Origin of the sequence: Paenibacillus sp. RC73 (assembly GCF_044908085.1) — a bacterium.
Taxonomy (GTDB): Bacteria; Bacillota; Bacilli; order Paenibacillales; family Paenibacillaceae; genus Paenibacillus; species Paenibacillus terrae_A.
In genome coordinates this window covers 195,237-208,416 of the sequence record NZ_JBIYCV010000010.1, presented here as the reverse complement: position 1 = coordinate 208,416, position 13,180 = coordinate 195,237, and the positions used below count along the sequence as shown (strand labels likewise).

Sequence of the window (13,180 nt, the reverse complement as noted above, 5' to 3'; positions counted from 1 at the left end):
TTATACAGCCTGACGGCATGTACCAAAATCTCAGCGTTGGATTTTGCAAGCAAAATCCGTACTCACTCGTTGTTCAGTTTTCAAAGATCAAACCTACATTTTGTCTTGCTTCGTTTCACCACCGCGTCTCAGCGGCGACTTAAATAATGTAACACATAACCTTATTTTACGTCAAGCATTTTTTTAAAATTTATTTTCATGCTTGTTTGCAACATATTTATCCTGCTGTAAACAGGTCTAAATTATTCATGCTGCTTAATGGGGCGAGTTATAACTTAGCATATCTTTTATAAACTCGTCAACCTTTAACGACAATTTTTATGTTTTGAGCGTCAATGTGACTCTATTACGAATAAAAAAGGAAGAAAAACCCGTTTTAACGGACCTTCCTCCCGCTGATTCGATGTATCAATTAAATAAGGGAATAACGTAATTCACTATGGTGTCCGCGATTCCTGAGATTCCCGCCAGCCGATTCCCTGATCAATGAGCGGTATACGAGCTTACGTAGCACTACGGTAAGATCCAGTTGGAGATTTTTTAGCTCAGGATGATTGATAAGCTCATCTATGGACCAGGGCTCCCGTCTGCTGCCTAAAATGCGGAATAGCGGTGCTGAGCACCCCTCCATTTTAGACATCACTGAAAATTCGCAAGCAAGCAGCACAAGCTCAACCCGCTGCTCAAGAGTTTCCGTACTTAACGTGAGTTCGTTGTACAGCTTGTAGATCGTTCGATCCAACGGCTGTGTCTGAACCCACAAGTGAACCGTCGGATAAATCCCCCGCTCAATAAGCTCAATGGATGCCCAATGATCCAACGCCTTCAGAATACTCTGATGAGCGTCAATAATCCGACCTTCTCGCATCGCTCTTTTACCATGAACGTAATTAGCCAGAAAACGGGCGAACTCATGAAATTGCTTTTGCTCCCGTAACGGGCCGTTGAATTCAATAATTTCCCGCCTTAAAAGACTGACCCTTTCATCCCGCTCCCATATGATGTGGCCTTCCAGTAAATAATCTATTATGATGGCATGTTCACCGGCGATAATCCACCCTTTCAGACAATCCAGTGTTGCGTACAACACCTGACACCTTAAGCCATTAATCAGTAAATGCTGAATGGAACGGGCTGGCTTCCGGCTTTCTCCAATAATTAGAATGAGTTCATCAAAATCGTACAGCATGGCTCCATGAAAATATTCGCTCGGCTTTCTATACAAAATAATGCCGATCGAATCTTCCTGCAACAATTCATCATACATCAAGCTTAATTTGGTTAGCTGCACTTCTCCCTCCATACCTGTAAGGCGGCCATTACCGCTAAATTTGGATATATGTGAACATTTCTACATAAAAAAGAAACTTCCTTCTTCAATTCTATAAATTTTATGTTTTATTTCAGGATTTTTGCAAATTCCTCATTTACTTATTTCTTTTAAAGAATCCCAAGCGGCTTCATTCGCAAAGGTCCGGTTCCATACACCGATTCCCCCAAGTTTCAATGACTTGGCAAGTTGTACCCTCGCTTCCAGCGATACACGATCCTCCAGCCAAATCTTTTTAACAATGCCGTCTTCATTATACTCGACATAATTCTGGCCTTCCGACGCTCTGAATTTAGGCTTTAGCTTAAATTTCTCGATAATCGCTGCTGCTGACTCCATACCGAGTGATTTGGAGCTAACCTTGATGGTGTCCCCTTTAGGTGTTTCAGACCATACACGAGTGTATAACGGAATGCCCAAGACAACTTTTTGAGATGGTACTTCATCCTCCTGAATGATTCGCTTGATCGACGCTTCCACCCACGGCAGCGAGGCGACTGAACCAGCCTTCGGGCTGGCTGCCCAATGCTCATCATAGGCCATAACCATGAGATAATCCGTAATGGAACCCAATGATTTTCGATCCAGAAAAGCAGACCACATCTCACTTTGAGATTTAGGTGTCACATCAATAGACAATATCAAATCATGTTCACGTGCCATCGGCTTAAGCTCTCGCAGAAATTGGGTGACATTGGGTCCATCCTTCGTATGAACATTTTCAAAGTCAATATTGATACCGTCCAGACCATTTTCCCCGGCAAGTGTAATCATCTGATCTATAATCGACTTTCGCCGTTCAAAGGTAGACAAGGCCTCTGTCGTTAATTCAGGATTAAAGCTGTTGCTCAACAAGCCCCATACTTCCATCCCCTTGCGATGCGCCCAACTGACATAGGCAGGGTCCGCTTTGCTTTGTACGGTGCCCTCATTATCTATGACACTGAACCAGGTGGGACTCACCACATTCACTCCAGGCATAGGGTCAAATTTGGAAGGATCAGGTTTACGGTTGTAAACGGCCTCCCAGGCGAGGTTAACAGGTCTTCCCTCCCAGTGCTTCTCCGAGATAGATGGAGTATCTTTAGCCGGGGCGACCGCAAGCTCCTCTCCTTCAGAGATGTTGGCCGCCTGCACATATCCAGCGTAGCCGTTATCCAGTTGAACAAAATACCAATCAGCCTGTTTGGACCAAATGCGCACCTTCGTTTGTTGAGGTATATCCGTCAAAATAAAAGACAGGCTGGAGGCTTCTTTACGCAAAGCAATTTTGGCATCCTGTCGTCCATCCTTCTTCTCCACGTTTCCCAGTTTGACTTTCTCTCCGGCTTTCATCAGGATGACTGCACCCGTCACTGTGTCTTCATGAACGGATACACCATATACTTCACGGACAGCTTGCATAGGTATATAAACCGATCCACTAATAATCTGGGGAGCTGCACTGAGCGTATATGATGTTCCATTCAATTCCCCCTGCGGCTTGGAAACGGTCATTTGTAGCAAATTTTGCCTCGTAGCCAAAATGATAGTTTGGCTGTCATCCTCGTAACGAATCGCTGGATTGATTTTACTTTGCACAAATTTGAGTGGTACCAGCATGTTCTTGCCAGAGTTTTGAGCTTCATACCCGGTTAGCTTTCCCTGGATAAAAATGGGGCGGATACTGCCTTGCCAATCGGGTTTTTCATGCAGTGGATTACCGAACCATACGACAGTAATTGCGCAGATGATCGCTGCGAACAACAGCAAGCTTGTAGCCCCTTTGAAACGTGAACGTTTACGGCGGCGTCTGGAATGATTTCTGGCCAATATTCAACCTCCATTGTCGGAACTTTGAATTACAGGATAACGTAAACTGAACTGGTTGCTGACAGACAAGTTATTTAAACAAAAAAACGCGGTAAATCCCCGCTTGTGGGGAATTTCTCACGTTTCCAACCCATTACAATATATACATACCGCACCGAAAAACTTCTATTCCTTATTTTGCTGAATTTCCTTGTTCATGCAAGCTTTGCACACTCCGTATAACTCCATACGATGTCCATGCACTTCGAAACCTGTCTCTAACGAGGCATGGTGTTCCACAACTGCCAAATACGGATAACTGAAATCTTCAATCTTTCCGCATTTTTCGCAAATGATGTGATAGTGCTCCGAAACATTGGCATCATAACGACTGGCGTTATCTCCATAGGTCAACTCATGTACCATACCCGCTTCTATAAACATCTTTAAGTTATTATAAACCGTAGCCACACTCATGCTTGGAAACTTGGATTCGAGCGCACGATATATTTCATCAGCGGTCGGATGTCCCATAGATTCCATCAAATAGTTTAATATGGCATGGCGCTGGGGTGTTATGCGTACACCTGTCTTCTTTAGAAGTTCCAAAGCATGCTGGACGCGAGCTGCCATATATGTCCACCGCCTTATCCCTTACTTACGATTTGCTTTATTACAACTATTTTACATTCTATTCACGTTGTACGTCTATTCACGTTGTACGTCTATTCACATTGTACGGTCAATTCAAGTTTCTTGTCAACGCGCCGCATTATCGCTGGATGACCCGTTAGAGGCTCCGGTAGCGGGAGATTCAGATGGAGCCGCAGGCGTTTCTAACGCATTAGGCACATTCGTTCCTGCCGACTCGTCCAAGCCAGGCAGCGATGGCATTAGTAGCTTCTTGATCGTTAAATTACTGTTGCCTTCCACGTTGATCGAGTACTTACCTGTCCCATTTTGGCCTGAGATACTTTTACTATCTATTTTAAAAGGGAAGTCTGATCGAAGATTGCCGTAACTGCTGGACCCCTCCAACTGAAAGTCACCATTCGACGGAAGATCCAACGCAATATCACCGACAGCACTGTATATTTTCCAATCTCCACCTACCTGCTCGCTGTGCACCTTGATCCCGCCATTGAGCGAATTTGCATTCAGCTTGGCTGTGGGATTCAGAACGTTCATGTCACCATTTTGGGTATCAACCGTAATATCACCTTCCGAGCGGGCAAGCTGAATGTCGCCTACCATCGTGCGTAGCGCAACCGTTCCTTCAATATCCCCTGCCTGCATATCGCCGCGATTGGTTCGCATATCTACATCTCCGGTGATACGATGCAATTTGATCCGACCGTTCAAGGTGACTCCTTTGACATTGCCGATAGCATCATTAACCGTCAGATTCCCATTTCCGCTCTCAAGCCGGATGCTGTCGATAGCATCTACTCCGTTCAGGGTAATATCCCCGTTGGAGGTTCTGATCTGCATATTAAATCGCCGATCCTCTGGCACTGTAATTAGCATATTCGTACGGGGCTGACGTCTGCTCGATGCTCCGTATGATTGTACCTCAGGACGAATCTGAATGGTCTTGCCGTCGGTAGAAGTCAGCGAGGAGCCTTGAGCAATCTTGTCCGCTTCAGCAGCAGGCGCTTGATCCACCCACAGGGTCGCACGTACTTCTACATTGAATACAGGTCGTCTGATCAGCGTTACATCGCCATTGACCGAATCAACTATCAAATCGGACGTCTGCATCGTTACAGGCACCAGGATGCCGCCCATATCATATCGATTTCCTTTCGCCTGGCTAAAATCCATGGACGCCGCGGTCAGATTCAAACTAACCCTGTTCCACAGATACATATAATGATTTTGCTGGGTCACGATAAAAACAGCAGCGGCCACGACCAATGCGGAGACAATTCCCTTCAGATCAGGTCTGAAACGCCGTCCGTTGTCGGGCTTGCCCTCCTTGCGGTAGTACACCCCAAAAAAAATCAGATACTCCAGTCCCCACAGCACAAAAATAACGGGCCACCATATGAGCAGCAAAAGCATATATTCGGTATGTTGAACAACATCCAGGATAAGCAGAACGCCTACAGCCATCAACAGAAGCGAAGAGGTGTAGCGCCCGACTCTTATTTTGCGGTGCACGCCAGCTTCACCCTCTTTCCTTAACCTTTTTACGCTTGACCGACAAGCCGACTTCTCGCAAAAAGACTAATAGTCCGATCAGCATTAATAAAATAGCTAACGTCAAAAAGCCATAATCCTCGAAAAAGTTGCCCAGCCAGCGTGGTTTCATACGAAACAGAATCATAAGTCCGCCACCCGCCACAAGCAGCACGGCAAAAGACAAGCCTCTCTCCCAAGCATAAAATGGACTGCTTTGCTGTCCTCGTGCATCCATCTGTGCATTACGATCCGGCTTACGGCGATAGCGAACCATATAATCCGCTGATTGTAACACGTCATATACATTATAAAAATACAAAACAGGAATGAACAAGCCGAGCAAAATAAGCAACGGAATGTTAATTCTCAAGCCGTCAGAAGCGACATACAGCATCGCAAAAATATCTAACAGAAGCAATACGATAAATGTAAGCCCTCTAATGAAGAGCCCTAAAAAAAGATGCCCCAGTCCGGGTAACAATGCTGCCATTATAATGGAAATACCTTTGCGAAATTTAGCGTATTTAAAACGTTTACCCTGTTTGGGATGTTCCCGCTGTTCCGGCTCCGGTGACTTTTGTTCCTCTCCAGACAGTATCGGTTGTTCCGAGTCCATGCCATCCTCCCCCCTTGAATTCCATGCGTGATCCGCAGCAAATGCTCCAATGGTTAGATAGTACCCCAATCGGATTCAAGAGTAACTGGAAAAAATATGTTAAACCCTCATTCCACGGAAACTGCCGCTACATCCTCCCACTGCCTGAGATCGGCTGCAATACGCACCGGATTAAAATCGCCGCGGGCCAGCACCTCCAAGGAAACCTCCATGCTCTGCCGATCCGGGTGGACCTCGTGAAAAGGTACATTTTCATGCTCTTTGATCACTATTTTACGTATTTCCACCTTTTCTTGCTCTAAATAAGTCGAAATTTGCTCCAGTAATCCGTGAGAGGACAACCCATACAGTGTAATCAGATGAGGCTGGCGTCCTCGCATATACCGCAACTCGATTTTGTTAAACACCCATAAGTTTAGAAATACGAGTACAGTCGCCGCTATAGATGGAAAATAAAACCCTGCTCCAATTCCAAGGCCAATAGCTGCTACCACCCAGATAGAGGCGGCTGTCGTTAAACCAGTGATGGACTTGCCTGTAAATATAATAGTTCCAGCGCCTAAAAAACCCACTCCCGTAATCACAGCTGTAGCCAAGCGAGCCGGATCAATACGTACATTGGCTTCTTTGATAAAATCGGCAAAGCCGTAAATGGAGAGCAGCATAATAAGCGTCGAACCGAGACTCACCATAATATGAGTCCTCAAACCAGCCGCATGCTTTGAACGCTCGCGCTCAAAGCCAATGCATCCACCGAGGAGCATGGACAGCAAAAGCCGTAAAATGATATGCGAATTGTCTATAACCCAAGGATTATCCATAAAGCTCCCTTCTCCGGTTATGTTGTGCTTCCCTCGCCGGGTTCGTGGTTTCTGTGCTAGTAAGGCTATTTGAGTGCTATTTCACGTTATGCAGGTGGTATGTGGTTAATTCCACGCCCGGAGCCACCTCTACCACCGATACGGGGCGAAAGCCATGTTTTCGATAAAGGGCCACCGCAGGAGCATTTAAAGTTCCTGTAGATACGATAAACAACGGTATATGATGATATTCATTCAAAACATGCTTCATTAAGGAGTCAGCAATCCCTTTGCGAAAATGATCCGGATGAACCATCATACGTGCAAGAGTGAGCGAATCGGACGACTCAGACTGCACCGCCAGCGCCCCTAGCAGGTCGCCGTCCTCAATCCAGCCATAGAATGTCTCTCCGCAGCTTCGCAGCGTATCAAACGTATCCATAAGGGGTGGTATTTCATCAAAACCGATCCGCTCAGCCTCCAGTCTGTAAGCGATGTGCTGAAGATGCCATATCTGACTGACCATTTCATCATCTTCCAATGAACATATGCTAATCATGCTGTATCCCTCCTTTTATTCAGGGCAGGCTGTGCTACTGCTTTCTATAGAGAAACTCGTAACATGCCATTGCACTTCCAAATTGCGTACCGCAGCTCATCACAGAGCCTATACAAAAAGGGGCCTGTCCCTATAAGACAAACCCCTTTCAAATCTATGCCATTAGCGGTTTAACACTTCCGTCAGCAGCTTGTTGGCGAGGCCAGGATTTGCTTTGCCCTTGCTCTCCTTCATCACTTGACCAACCAGGAATCCGATGGCCTTCTGCTTGCCAGCTTTGTAATCCTCAACCGATTGCGGGTTAGCCGCTACAACCTGCTCAACGATCGTCATGATCGCACCCTCGTCACTGATTTGCACAAGCCCTTTTTCTTCAACAATTTGCTGCGGCAGTTTATCACTCTCCAGCATTTCCTTGAAGACCGTTTTAGCGATTTTACTATTAATCGTCCCCTTCTCCAGCAGTCCGATCATTTCACCCAAGCCCCGACCTGTCAGTTTAACCTGCGACAGCTCCACACCTGCACTGTTCAAATACCCGAGCAAATCCCCCATAATCCAGTTGGATACTGCTTTGGCATCCTTCGTGTATTGAAGACTATCCTCGAACAAATCGGCCAGTGGCTTGGAAGACGTAATTACCTGTGCATCATACTCAGGCAATCCATATTCCGAGGTGTAGCGAACTTTTCGCTGGTCAGGCAGTTCAGGAATCGAAGCACGAATATGTTCTTTCCATTCTGCATCAATATGCAGCGTAACGAGATCCGGATCCGGGAAATAACGATAGTCATGCGCCTGTTCCTTACCGCGCATGGACAGAGTTTTACCTTGGGCCTCATCCCAACGACGTGTCTCCTGTACAATCGTTCCGCCTTCCTCCAGCGTCTGTTCCTGGCGGAACTGCTCATATTCCAATCCGCGCTGTACTCCACGGAAGGAGTTCATGTTTTTTAGCTCTGCTTTAGTACCTAGCTCTTGCTGTCCATGCGGACGAAGGCTAATGTTCGCGTCGCAGCGAAGCGAGCCTTCCTCCATCTTCACATCGGATACGTCACAATACTGCATAATAGCACGTATCTTTTCCAAGTAAGCCTTGGCTTCTTCAGGTGAAGATATTTCCGGTTCCGAAACGATCTCGACCAACGGTGTACCGACCCGGTTAAAATCAACCAAAGACGCATAGCCGCCATCGACATGTGTTAATTTGCCTGCGTCCTCTTCCAGATGCAGTCGGGTAATACCGATACGCTTTGTCTCGCCGTTCACTTCAATATCAATCCAGCCATGCTCGCCGATCGGCTGATCGTATTGCGAGATTTGGTAAGCCTTGGGTGAATCGGGGTAAAAATAGTTTTTGCGGTCAAACTTGCTCACATCAGCAATCGTGCAATTAAGCGCCATCGCCGCTTTCATCGCATAATCAACGGCCTGACGGTTTAATACTGGCAGTACCCCCGGATGCCCAAGACAAATGGGACATGTATGCGAGTTTGGCGGTGCTCCGAAGGATGTCGAGCATCCGCAAAATATTTTAGACTTCGTATGCAGTTCCACATGGACTTCCAGTCCGATGACCGTCTCATATTTGGATGTAGTAGTAGTCATGAATGGGTTCCCTCCTTTTCGGCAAATTACAGCTGCGGACGCTGCTTGTGAAATTCGGTATTTTGTTCAAATGCATGCGCTACACGCAGCACGGAAGACTCGTCAAAGGCTTTTCCGATAATTTGCAGTCCAACCGGCAATCCATCTGCAAGACCACAAGGGATACTGATGGCTGGCACTCCAGCCAAGCTCACCGGAATCGTCAAGATATCGTTCAAATACATCGTTAATGGATCATCCACTTGCGAACCGATTTTAAAAGCTGTGGTCGGCGCAGTAGGTCCGATAATGACATCATATTGTTCAAACACACGATCAAAATCCTGTTTGATCAGTGTACGCACTTTTTGAGCTTTCAAGTAGTAAGCATCATAGTACCCGGAACTCAGCGCATAGGTGCCCAGCATAATCCGGCGCTTCACCTCGGGGCCAAAGCCCTGCGTGCGGGATTGATGGTACAGATCCAGCAGGTTGTCCGGATTGTCTGCACGTACGCCATAGCGTACACCGTCAAAACGGGCCAGATTGGACGATGCTTCGGATGAAGCCAGCAGATAGTATGTGGCTACCGCATATTCGGTGTGCGGAAGAGAAACCTCTTCCCATACCGCGCCCAGTCCTTCCAGCGTTTTCAGCGCGTCCAGCACCTTTTCCTTGACCTGTGGATCGACACCCTCACCCAGATACTCCTTAGGTACAGCAATACGAAGCCCTTTTACATCTCCGGTCAAAGCGTTCAAGTAATCAGGAACGTCTACCTTGGCAGAAGTGGAGTCCTTGTGATCATAGCCTGCAATGGCTTGAAGGACGTACGCCGAATCCTGAACATTTTTCGTAATCGGTCCAATTTGGTCCAAAGAGGAAGCAAAGGCCACCAGGCCAAAACGTGATACCAGACCATAGGTTGGCTTCAAGCCCACTACGCCACAATAGGACGCAGGCTGGCGAATGGATCCGCCTGTATCAGAACCGAGGGTGAAATAAGCCTCGCCTGCTGCTACAGCCGCAGCCGAGCCGCCACTGGAGCCGCCGGGAACGCGTTCCAGATCCCAAGGATTTCGTGCCGGGAAGAAGCTGGAGTTCTCGTTAGAGCCGCCCATGGCGAATTCGTCCATGTTCATTTTGCCCAGTGTCACGGTTTGCGCCGTACGCAATTTGCCAACAACCGTTGCATCGTACACGGGATCAAAATTCTTCAAAAACTGACTGCCGCATGTTGTACGCAGCCCTTCTGTCACAATGTTATCCTTAATGCCGACCGGCAGGCCAAACAGCAAACCTCGTTCCTTTCCCGAGATCAGATGATCGTCCAGCTGACGTGCGGATGCACGTGCCTGCTCCTCGTCAACCGTAATATAGGCCTTGATCTTGTCTTCCCTCGCACCAATCGTCTCCAGAGCGTGACCCACCAGGTCACTCACGGAAATTTCCTTTTGATGCAGCTTGTTATGTATTTCCGGCAATGTATTATCAAACAAGCTCAATTTGCATCCTCCTTTCAAATGTGAAATCTATTCCAGAACAGCAGGAACTTTAAACTGTCCGTCTTCTTCTTCAGGTGCATTGCGCATCACTTGCTCGTGTGTCAAACTTTCGCGAACTTCGTCGTCCCGCATGACATTGCTGACGTGCAGCACATGAGTGGTCGGTTTTACCTCTTCCGTATCCAACTCATTCAGCTTCTCCGCATAATGAAGAATAGCGTTCAATTGCCCTGTCATTGTGTCTTCCTCGACTGCGGTCAGATTCAACCGGGACAGCTTGGCTACGTGACGGACATCTTCCGTGGAAATGTTCATACAAAAACCTCCTCGTGTATAAGAGGATTTTGCAAAAATCCAATAAGCGACTTCCAATGAACAATATATAGATCGAAAGGGTCTAGTTCGTCTATATATTGCACTTCAGAGCGACTGGAATCAAATTTTGCAAAATCCTGATATCAAAAATGCTGCACCGAACTTTGAAATAACGTTTTTAATTATAGGATAGAACCCTTTACAATTCAATCTTTGACGCGGTACAGAATCAAACTGTATAGCAGAGCGGTAAATGTTACTAAATGTATATAAAAAAAAGCACCTCTCGGTGCTCTTTCGAAAAGCGATAGGAGCTAAAAACGTGCTAATTATATATTCTTCAAAAGAGTCGGCATTAGCCGCCCCCCCTATATCCAAGCACGTAAATTGACTTGTCTAATAAAATCAGCCTGTGACAACAATTCTGTCGCGGTTTCTTCTTCCTCAACCTCTACCGAATCAAGACCACCGTTCATCACATGTCTGAACAGCTTCTCATTATGCGTAGCAAGGGCGTAATCTATCAGCGCTTCACGCTCAATCCGCTCGGCTTCCAGCTTCAAAATACTTTCTTCCAGCTCGATGTCCCCGGACGGTACAAAAAAGTTGCGATTCACCTTCGGGACGCGAATGACATAGTCAAAAGCATTGTCCGCGTTACGGTCGTAAGCAATGATATAACCATGTTCGCCTACAGGAAGATTCTGCTCAAAAGCATCCGCGACGATCATAATTCTAGTTCCTAAATGATGCATCGTTAGCCCCCCCGTTTGTCTGAACTTATCTGCTAAGTCTACTAAAAAAAAAGTAGCTTGTCTATATCATCTATGTATCTTCAAAACTGTCCGTCTCCACGTCCCAGTCTGTACTCATTCAGCCTTGTGTGCCAATTCTGTGCAATGGTTCCGTCCTGTTTTGTTACCTTTTTCCAAGTTATTACCTTCGGTTCAGAACCTTGCACAGAAGCTCCGTCTTCTGTCTTTATGGAAAAATGGCGGCTATCTCCATTCTCACGATGTAACCCAGATATATACTTCCTTTTCATTGATGCTCCCCCTTGTGATCTGACGGCCAAATGCCTCTTTATCCTCTTAATGGGCAAAAAAAAGAACGCAAACCGGGATTCATCCACAGCTTGCGTGCTTCGCGAGTTTAGTATGTAACTTCAATATGTGTATGTTAACAAAAATAAAAACCTTTGTCTATACATAATTTATAATTTGTTGTCGAAATGGGGCAAAACCTGTCACAACCTTGATTATGCCCCAGCTGAAAACATTCATCACTTTTTATCGTATATACGGATTGTTGGCTTTCTCATACCCGATGGACGTTTTGGGACCATGACCGGAATACACCGTAATGTCATCTCCAAGCGGGAACAATTTGTTCTGAATGGAATCGTACAAGTCCCGTTCCCTCCCACCTGTCAAGTCTGTGCGGCCGACACCCTGACGAAATAATACATCGCCGGAGAACAAGTCCTTACCACACAAAAAGCTGACGCTTCCGGGTGAGTGCCCAGGTGTATGGAACACCTTGAATGTATGCCCGATCAGGTTCAATTGCTGACCTTCCGCCAAATCATATTCGGCAGGCTCCGTCGAGATCGGCGGGGATGCCTCGGGCCACATCAAAGAGCCGTTTAATTTAGGGGATGTAAGCCAGTCCTGCTCCAAAGGGTGCAGATAAACCGGACAGCCCTTCGCTTTGCGAATCTCATCCACTCCACCGATATGATCAAAATGAGCATGGGTCAGCAAGATGGCTTCAATCTTCAGTGACTCAATGGCTCTCAGCAAAGAACCCGGATTCATGCCAGGATCAATGATAACGGCACGCTGCGGGTCATCCCCCTGAAGCAAATAGGCATTCGTTTGGAGCGGGCCCAGATTATAGCTGCGAATAGACAACGTCATATTTTAAAATCCCGAGATGAGCTCGCGCAATTCCTGAACAATTACAGGATGAACCTCGGTTCCCTCCCCATATTTCTCAGCCATTTCTTTACGGGCCACCGCAATTTTTTCTTGATAATCATCGGCTTCCCGATCTGGATTTTCACGTTTGAACCCGATCATAATTTGTTGAACATGTGTAGGGCGCGGTCCCCAGTGACCCAGTACATGACCCCCTGTATCGGCAAAAATCACAATCGGCACAGCACGTCCGCCCATCGTCAGGAAGTCGTCCATCAGCGCTTGATGATTTTCCAAAATCAGTACTTCAGTCGGAATCCCGCTATTCTCCAGCGCGCGGAATACAACTGGCACGTTGCGAACTACATCTCCACACCAGTCGGCGGCCAAAATGAGTACACGCAGGTCGTCCCGATGGTTCAGGCTTTCAAAATACTCACGGTCCTCTTCACGGTTCCACACAAACTGATCATACCCGGAGCGGAAGGCTTCCTTGTTCTTTTCCATCCCCTCCATAAACTGTTCGGGGCTCAGACCTTTTCCAAAATATTGCGACACGTTAGTACGACTCATG

General features: G+C 46.7%; 14 protein-coding genes. All 14 read right to left on the bottom strand.

Going from position 1 to position 13,180, the window contains the following annotated elements; genetic code table 11:
• Nucleotides 1-412 precede the first annotated feature (412 nt).
• The 14 genes from ABH897_RS22205 to ABH897_RS22140 all read right to left on the bottom strand — a co-directional run bounded on the left by ABH897_RS22205 (nucleotide 413) and on the right by ABH897_RS22140 (nucleotide 13,179).
• The gene (locus tag ABH897_RS22205; protein ID WP_283653261.1) at nucleotides 413-1,291 is read right to left on the bottom strand and encodes a nucleotidyltransferase-like protein; all 879 of its coding nucleotides are present in this window, start codon (nucleotides 1,289-1,291) and stop codon (nucleotides 413-415) included.
• A 132-nt stretch (nucleotides 1,292-1,423) separates the two neighbouring features.
• Nucleotides 1,424-3,142: a glycosyl hydrolase family 18 protein gene (locus tag ABH897_RS22200; RefSeq protein WP_283653262.1), complete on the bottom strand. Its 1,719-nt coding sequence runs from the start codon at nucleotides 3,140-3,142 to the stop codon at nucleotides 1,424-1,426.
• 165 nt (nucleotides 3,143-3,307) lie between these two features.
• Nucleotides 3,308-3,754, bottom strand: coding sequence for a peroxide-responsive transcriptional repressor PerR (gene perR / locus ABH897_RS22195; protein ID WP_283653263.1), 447 nt, complete (start codon nucleotides 3,752-3,754; stop codon nucleotides 3,308-3,310).
• 126 nt (nucleotides 3,755-3,880) lie between these two features.
• Nucleotides 3,881-5,284 carry a DUF4097 family beta strand repeat-containing protein gene (locus tag ABH897_RS22190; protein WP_283653264.1) on the bottom strand — a complete coding sequence of 468 codons (1,404 nt, stop codon included), beginning with the start codon at nucleotides 5,282-5,284 and terminating at the stop codon, nucleotides 3,881-3,883.
• Nucleotides 5,285-5,291: 7 nt separating this feature from the next.
• The gene (locus ABH897_RS22185; RefSeq protein ID WP_404520805.1) at nucleotides 5,292-5,921 is read right to left on the bottom strand and encodes a hypothetical protein; all 630 of its coding nucleotides are present in this window, start codon (nucleotides 5,919-5,921) and stop codon (nucleotides 5,292-5,294) included.
• 107 nt (nucleotides 5,922-6,028) lie between these two features.
• Complete coding sequence (locus tag ABH897_RS22180) at nucleotides 6,029-6,742, bottom strand: MgtC/SapB family protein (protein ID WP_283653266.1); 714 nt, start codon at nucleotides 6,740-6,742, stop codon at nucleotides 6,029-6,031.
• A 76-nt stretch (nucleotides 6,743-6,818) separates the two neighbouring features.
• Nucleotides 6,819-7,280, bottom strand: a complete 462-nt coding sequence (locus ABH897_RS22175; RefSeq protein ID WP_404520804.1) for a GNAT family N-acetyltransferase — start codon at nucleotides 7,278-7,280, stop codon at nucleotides 6,819-6,821.
• Nucleotides 7,281-7,442: 162 nt separating this feature from the next.
• Nucleotides 7,443-8,888 carry an Asp-tRNA(Asn)/Glu-tRNA(Gln) amidotransferase subunit GatB gene (gatB, locus tag ABH897_RS22170; RefSeq protein ID WP_283653268.1) on the bottom strand — a complete coding sequence of 482 codons (1,446 nt, stop codon included), beginning with the start codon at nucleotides 8,886-8,888 and terminating at the stop codon, nucleotides 7,443-7,445.
• Between the two features lie 26 nt (nucleotides 8,889-8,914).
• Nucleotides 8,915-10,372 carry an Asp-tRNA(Asn)/Glu-tRNA(Gln) amidotransferase subunit GatA gene (gene gatA, locus ABH897_RS22165; RefSeq protein ID WP_283653269.1) on the bottom strand — a complete coding sequence of 486 codons (1,458 nt, stop codon included), beginning with the start codon at nucleotides 10,370-10,372 and terminating at the stop codon, nucleotides 8,915-8,917.
• Nucleotides 10,373-10,399: 27 nt separating this feature from the next.
• Complete coding sequence (gene gatC, locus ABH897_RS22160) at nucleotides 10,400-10,687, bottom strand: Asp-tRNA(Asn)/Glu-tRNA(Gln) amidotransferase subunit GatC (protein WP_283653270.1); 288 nt, start codon at nucleotides 10,685-10,687, stop codon at nucleotides 10,400-10,402.
• Nucleotides 10,688-11,055: 368 nt separating this feature from the next.
• Nucleotides 11,056-11,442: a hypothetical protein gene (locus tag ABH897_RS22155; protein ID WP_014278076.1), complete on the bottom strand. Its 387-nt coding sequence runs from the start codon at nucleotides 11,440-11,442 to the stop codon at nucleotides 11,056-11,058.
• An 80-nt stretch (nucleotides 11,443-11,522) separates the two neighbouring features.
• Nucleotides 11,523-11,732, bottom strand: coding sequence for a hypothetical protein (locus ABH897_RS22150; protein ID WP_283653271.1), 210 nt, complete (start codon nucleotides 11,730-11,732; stop codon nucleotides 11,523-11,525).
• Nucleotides 11,733-11,976: 244 nt separating this feature from the next.
• Complete coding sequence (locus tag ABH897_RS22145) at nucleotides 11,977-12,606, bottom strand: MBL fold metallo-hydrolase (protein ID WP_283653272.1); 630 nt, start codon at nucleotides 12,604-12,606, stop codon at nucleotides 11,977-11,979.
• Nucleotides 12,607-12,609: 3 nt separating this feature from the next.
• Nucleotides 12,610-13,179, bottom strand: coding sequence for a thioredoxin family protein (locus ABH897_RS22140; RefSeq protein ID WP_283657312.1), 570 nt, complete (start codon nucleotides 13,177-13,179; stop codon nucleotides 12,610-12,612).
• Nucleotide 13,180 lies beyond the last annotated feature (1 nt).

What these genes read in the sequence shown, in the direction of transcription:
- perR (WP_283653263.1), bottom strand. Translation starts at nt 3,754, where the DNA reads ATGGCAGCTCGCGTCCAGCATGCTTTGGAACTTCTAAAGAAGACAGGT.
- ABH897_RS22145 (WP_283653272.1), bottom strand. Translation starts at nt 12,606, where the DNA reads ATGACGTTGTCTATTCGCAGCTATAATCTGGGCCCGCTCCAAACGAAT.
- ABH897_RS22140 (WP_283657312.1), bottom strand. Translation starts at nt 13,179, where the DNA reads ATGAGTCGTACTAACGTGTCGCAATATTTTGGAAAAGGTCTGAGCCCC.
- ABH897_RS22175 (WP_404520804.1), bottom strand. Translation starts at nt 7,280, where the DNA reads ATGATTAGCATATGTTCATTGGAAGATGATGAAATGGTCAGTCAGATA.
- ABH897_RS22150 (WP_283653271.1), bottom strand. Translation starts at nt 11,732, where the DNA reads ATGAAAAGGAAGTATATATCTGGGTTACATCGTGAGAATGGAGATAGC.
- gatB (WP_283653268.1), bottom strand. Translation starts at nt 8,888, where the DNA reads ATGACTACTACTACATCCAAATATGAGACGGTCATCGGACTGGAAGTC.
- ABH897_RS22155 (WP_014278076.1), bottom strand. Translation starts at nt 11,442, where the DNA reads ATGCATCATTTAGGAACTAGAATTATGATCGTCGCGGATGCTTTTGAG.
- ABH897_RS22185 (WP_404520805.1), bottom strand. Translation starts at nt 5,921, where the DNA reads ATGGACTCGGAACAACCGATACTGTCTGGAGAGGAACAAAAGTCACCG.
- ABH897_RS22180 (WP_283653266.1), bottom strand. Translation starts at nt 6,742, where the DNA reads ATGGATAATCCTTGGGTTATAGACAATTCGCATATCATTTTACGGCTT.
- gatC (WP_283653270.1), bottom strand. Translation starts at nt 10,687, where the DNA reads ATGAACATTTCCACGGAAGATGTCCGTCACGTAGCCAAGCTGTCCCGG.